The sequence below is a fragment of the Bacillus sp. S4 genome (assembly GCF_040838205.1).
In the GTDB taxonomy this organism is placed as follows: Bacteria; Bacillota; Bacilli; order Bacillales; family Bacillaceae_G; genus Bacillus_A; species Bacillus_A cereus_U.
In genome coordinates, this window is record NZ_JBFPJI010000312.1 from 1 (window position 1) to 3,704 (window position 3,704).

Below are 3,704 nucleotides of genomic sequence, written 5' to 3' on the forward strand. Positions count from 1 at the left end.
ACCTCAAAATTCAGCTGGAGCAAAGAAGTTAGGTGGGAGATCAACTGCCCGTAAAAGCCCGATTGGTTCAACTAATAATCAGTGGGGGATGAACAAAACCCCCACTGATTAAAGTTTCACTTTATATCATCTCTGGAGGTGTTCAATATGCAATATGCATTTTCACGTATAAGGCTACGTAGTTTTTTTGGATGGATGATTATAGGGATGTTCCTGACGATGATTCCATTAAGTTTATCAGGTGCTTCTGACAATACGATAGAGTTCCTGTCACAAATATCAATCTTTTTCGCAGTTCCACTATTGTGGCTATATTTAAAAACAAGTAAAAATAATGTTGTTTTTAAAAGTTTTTTTGATAAACCCGGACGTTTACATTGGGGGTTAATTGTATTAGCAACGATAATGGGAATAATTTTTTCAGTCGGTATATCTCAAATTCAATTTTATATTTTAGCACATACTGTACCAAATTTCTTAGTTACTATGTTAGAAGATGGAAATGTAATTAATACGAGTAACATATACATGACGATATTTACTTTCATTTCAGCATGTGTATTAGCCCCAATAATGGAAGAGGTTATTTTTAGAGGTTTTTTCTTACAACGAATGGCTTACAAATGGGGGATTAAACGTGCAGTTATTATATCCTCTCTTATTTTTGGACTAGGCCATTTTGATGTTATCGGTGCTTTCATGTTCGGTGTTATTATGTGCCTTCTATACATAAAGACAAAAAATATATGGACGAATATTGCTGTGCATGCTCTAAATAATTTGATTGCAACGAGTATGCAATTTGTAGGTGGAGATGGAAGTGACGCAATCTCGATTACTGAATTACAAGCACAAAGTAATTTATGGATCGGCATTGGTCTTGCGATTATCGGTTTATTATGGTTAATTCCTTTTACTTGGAAACAATGGCGTACTGTAAAAGAAGTAGGTGTGCCACCGCTTCGCTTAATAAATGAAGAAAAAGTGATGAATTCATCACGTGAAAATGAAATGTATAGCCAAGTTATACTAACGAATAGATTGATGGCGGTGGAACTGCCAGATGAGGCTGTCAACCAGCTCAAGTTAGAAGAAAATGAATATGTAACAATAGCTGTAGAAGAAGATAAGATTATTATAAAAAAGGCGGATTATAGGCCATGAAAAAGTAGCTCTCCAGTATGAAAAGGAGAGCTACTTTTTAATTTGTAATAATCTCTACACGGAAGTTATTTCCGTTTTTCACGTATTTAATATCTGTAACGATCCGAACGGTTTTTAGAAGTTCAACTTTTTCACCAATTCGAGGGATGGTCGGAACATTGTCCCAAATACCAAGCAAGTCATCTAATTGCGCCGTTTTTTCATAAAACCAGATTTTCAATGTAAAGCCCCTTTCTCGAACTTTGTGTATTTTAATACATGATATATCATTTTTATTCTCAATGTAAGAGGTTTTTACTCTTTTTTGTGAATAAAGATGAATTAATCTTCTGGGAAGATATGTTCAATATCCGGAGTAAGAGCTACTTCTGATAATACGATATGAGAAACTGTCGTTGCATATGAAGAAACATCATTGATAAATTCTTCAAGTTCAACGAGTGAAGGAACAGAGATTTTTACAATGTAGCATAAGCTTCCTGTTACTCGGTAACAAAAACTTGCAGATGGATAAGACTGAATAAACTGTTGCATACGTGTTGTATCACCATTTTTTAAAGTGATTTCTAAAATACAATCTAAAACAAGTCCTGCTTTTTTATAATTGATATCGATTGTGTATTTTTGAATAATTCCTTCACTTTCAAGTTTACGAACACGGTCTGTAGTAGACGGAGCGGATAAGTTTACTCGTTTTGCCAATTCGCGCATCGAAAGGCGACTATCATTATATAATTCATTTAAAATTTTTCGATCAACACGGTCTAATTGCATTTGTAAATATACCTCCAGTAAAATGATGATTTTTGTAAAGGAAAATTATAAATTAAGATTCATATGAAATGTAAAGTGAGCTTTATTTATTTTACAATAAAAAAGAGGGAAATAGGAGGGAAAATGATGGAGAGAATTATATTATCAAATATAGGAGATACAAAGTTTCAAAAATTATTAGGGCATAATCCGGATATATTAAATTCGTGGAGTACGTTAGAGAATACACTGTATAGTACAGGGACCCTTTCCGCAGAGTTAAAGGAGCAAGTAAGAAGAACATTAGCGTTTGGGAATGAATGTCCGTACTGTATGGCAAAGGGAAAGCCGGATGATATACAAAAGATAGAAGAAATTAGCGTAGCCGTTACTTTTGCACATGCATTTGTTCATAACCAAAAGGCGATAGATGATAATATGTTTCATGTATTAAAACAATATTGGACTGAAAAAGAAATTGTAGAGCTTTGTGCCTATATTTGTTTTATTGCTGCGTCACAGCAACTTGGTTTTCTGTTTCAATTACAGCCCAATTAACTAGGAGGATAATATGCTTAATCACGCAGCACTTATAATCATTGATGTACAGGAAGCATTTAACTTACCGTACTGGGGCACAAGGAATAACCTTTTTGCGGAAGAAAATATGAAAATTTTGTTAGAAGAATGGAGAAAAAGAGAATTACTAGTTATTCATATTCAGCATGTGAATAAAGAAAATGTGGAGTCAATGTTTCATCTAGATGCAGAAACAGTACGTTTTAAAAAAGAAGTGAGGCCATTACCAGGTGAGATTATTATTCAAAAGGTTGTTAACAGTGCGTTCATTGGGACAAATTTAGAAGAGATATTACGAGTAAAAGATTATACTTCTTTAGTAGTTGTAGGATTAACGACAAATCATTGTGTAGAGACGACAACACGGATGTCAGGTAATTTAGGATTTACAACGTATGTAGTGAGTGACGCGACGGCTACTTTTAACCGCATCGGTCCAGATGGCACAGAGTATAGCGCAGAGGATATTCACAATATGACGCTTGTAAACTTGCATGATGAATTTGCTGCTATTGTGACGGCGAAAGAAATATTAAAAACTATTTCGATAAAATAATTGCAGAATTATGTAGAAAAAAATAAGAATATTTCGTATAATCTAAGTATAATCATTTTGAAAATAGGGGTGTCATCATATGAAGCAAATTCCAGTAAAGAAAATAGAAGAAGTACTCGTTTTAGCAGGAGATGATAAACAAAAGCAAAAGGAATTTTATGAATTGCTCTTAACAACGGAGTTTTATGTTGCTGGTTCATTAGAAGCAGAGGACGGGGCAACAGAAGGCACACTTCGTTTACGTCATTTCCAAGGAGAGGGTAGATGGATTGTTCCATTCTTTACACAATTGGAATTTGTAAAAGCTGTGTTGCCAGAAGGGACACCCCTTATTACGATACGTGGAAAAGAATTATTGGGTAGCATCGAGAAAGATGCGACAGCTGTATTAAATGTTGGAACAGATATGAGTAAAACATTTATTCCAGAAGAAATTGCAGAGATAGCATCAGGACGAATCTTTAATTATTATAAGTAAAAGGAAAAGCTTAGCAGCTTTTCCTTTTTAATTTGAACATGGAGTGGCTATACCAGAAGAAATAGAAACAGTTTTGTTAGTTGTATTTATTGTTGCTGTAGCTCCGAGGGGAATACCGATATTTGGACTTATATGTCCAATCGGTAAACCGAATAACACAGGTATATTATATGG

At 34.3% G+C, this 3,704-nt stretch carries 6 protein-coding genes and 1 pseudogene; 4 read left to right on the forward strand and 3 right to left on the reverse strand.

Annotation, left to right across the window (positions count from 1 at the left end; all coding sequences use genetic code 11):
- The first annotated feature begins 147 nt into the window (after window positions 1-147).
- Window positions 148-1,164: a CPBP family intramembrane glutamic endopeptidase gene (locus AB3X48_RS19100; protein WP_016104268.1), complete on the forward strand. Its 1,017-nt coding sequence runs from the start codon at window positions 148-150 to the stop codon at window positions 1,162-1,164.
- Between the two features lie 37 nt (window positions 1,165-1,201).
- Here the strand turns inward: AB3X48_RS19100 and AB3X48_RS19105 are convergent, their stop codons facing one another.
- Both AB3X48_RS19105 and AB3X48_RS19110 read right to left on the reverse strand, forming a co-directional pair.
- A complete protein-coding gene (locus tag AB3X48_RS19105) occupies window positions 1,202-1,384 on the reverse strand; it encodes a DUF3913 family protein (protein ID WP_000707108.1) in 183 nt (60 codons plus the stop codon).
- A 101-nt stretch (window positions 1,385-1,485) separates the two neighbouring features.
- Entirely contained in the window at window positions 1,486-1,938 is a 453-nt protein-coding gene (locus AB3X48_RS19110; protein ID WP_016104269.1) for an Lrp/AsnC family transcriptional regulator, read from the reverse strand.
- 123 nt (window positions 1,939-2,061) lie between these two features.
- Between AB3X48_RS19110 and AB3X48_RS19115 the strand changes: the two genes are divergently transcribed.
- The 3 genes from AB3X48_RS19115 to AB3X48_RS19125 all read left to right on the forward strand — a co-directional run bounded on the left by AB3X48_RS19115 (window position 2,062) and on the right by AB3X48_RS19125 (window position 3,530).
- The gene (locus AB3X48_RS19115; protein WP_195743212.1) at window positions 2,062-2,475 is read left to right on the forward strand and encodes a carboxymuconolactone decarboxylase family protein; all 414 of its coding nucleotides are present in this window, start codon (window positions 2,062-2,064) and stop codon (window positions 2,473-2,475) included.
- Window positions 2,476-2,488: 13 nt separating this feature from the next.
- Window positions 2,489-3,052 (forward strand): cysteine hydrolase family protein, encoded by a 564-nt coding sequence (locus AB3X48_RS19120; protein WP_002201224.1) that lies wholly within the window; start codon window positions 2,489-2,491, stop codon window positions 3,050-3,052.
- A gap of 79 nt (window positions 3,053-3,131) precedes the next feature.
- The gene (locus tag AB3X48_RS19125; RefSeq protein ID WP_002158706.1) at window positions 3,132-3,530 is read left to right on the forward strand and encodes an SseB family protein; all 399 of its coding nucleotides are present in this window, start codon (window positions 3,132-3,134) and stop codon (window positions 3,528-3,530) included.
- Between the two features lie 27 nt (window positions 3,531-3,557).
- Here the strand turns inward: AB3X48_RS19125 and AB3X48_RS19130 are convergent.
- Window positions 3,558-3,704: pseudogene (locus tag AB3X48_RS19130) on the reverse strand (S66 peptidase family protein); the annotation flags it as partial.

Coding starts and splice junctions, on each gene's coding strand:
- AB3X48_RS19100 (WP_016104268.1), top strand. CDS start 148: ATGCAATATGCATTTTCACGTATAAGGCTACGTAGTTTTTTTGGATGG.
- AB3X48_RS19110 (WP_016104269.1), bottom strand. CDS start 1,938: ATGCAATTAGACCGTGTTGATCGAAAAATTTTAAATGAATTATATAAT.
- AB3X48_RS19115 (WP_195743212.1), top strand. CDS start 2,062: ATGATGGAGAGAATTATATTATCAAATATAGGAGATACAAAGTTTCAA.
- AB3X48_RS19120 (WP_002201224.1), top strand. CDS start 2,489: ATGCTTAATCACGCAGCACTTATAATCATTGATGTACAGGAAGCATTT.
- AB3X48_RS19125 (WP_002158706.1), top strand. CDS start 3,132: ATGAAGCAAATTCCAGTAAAGAAAATAGAAGAAGTACTCGTTTTAGCA.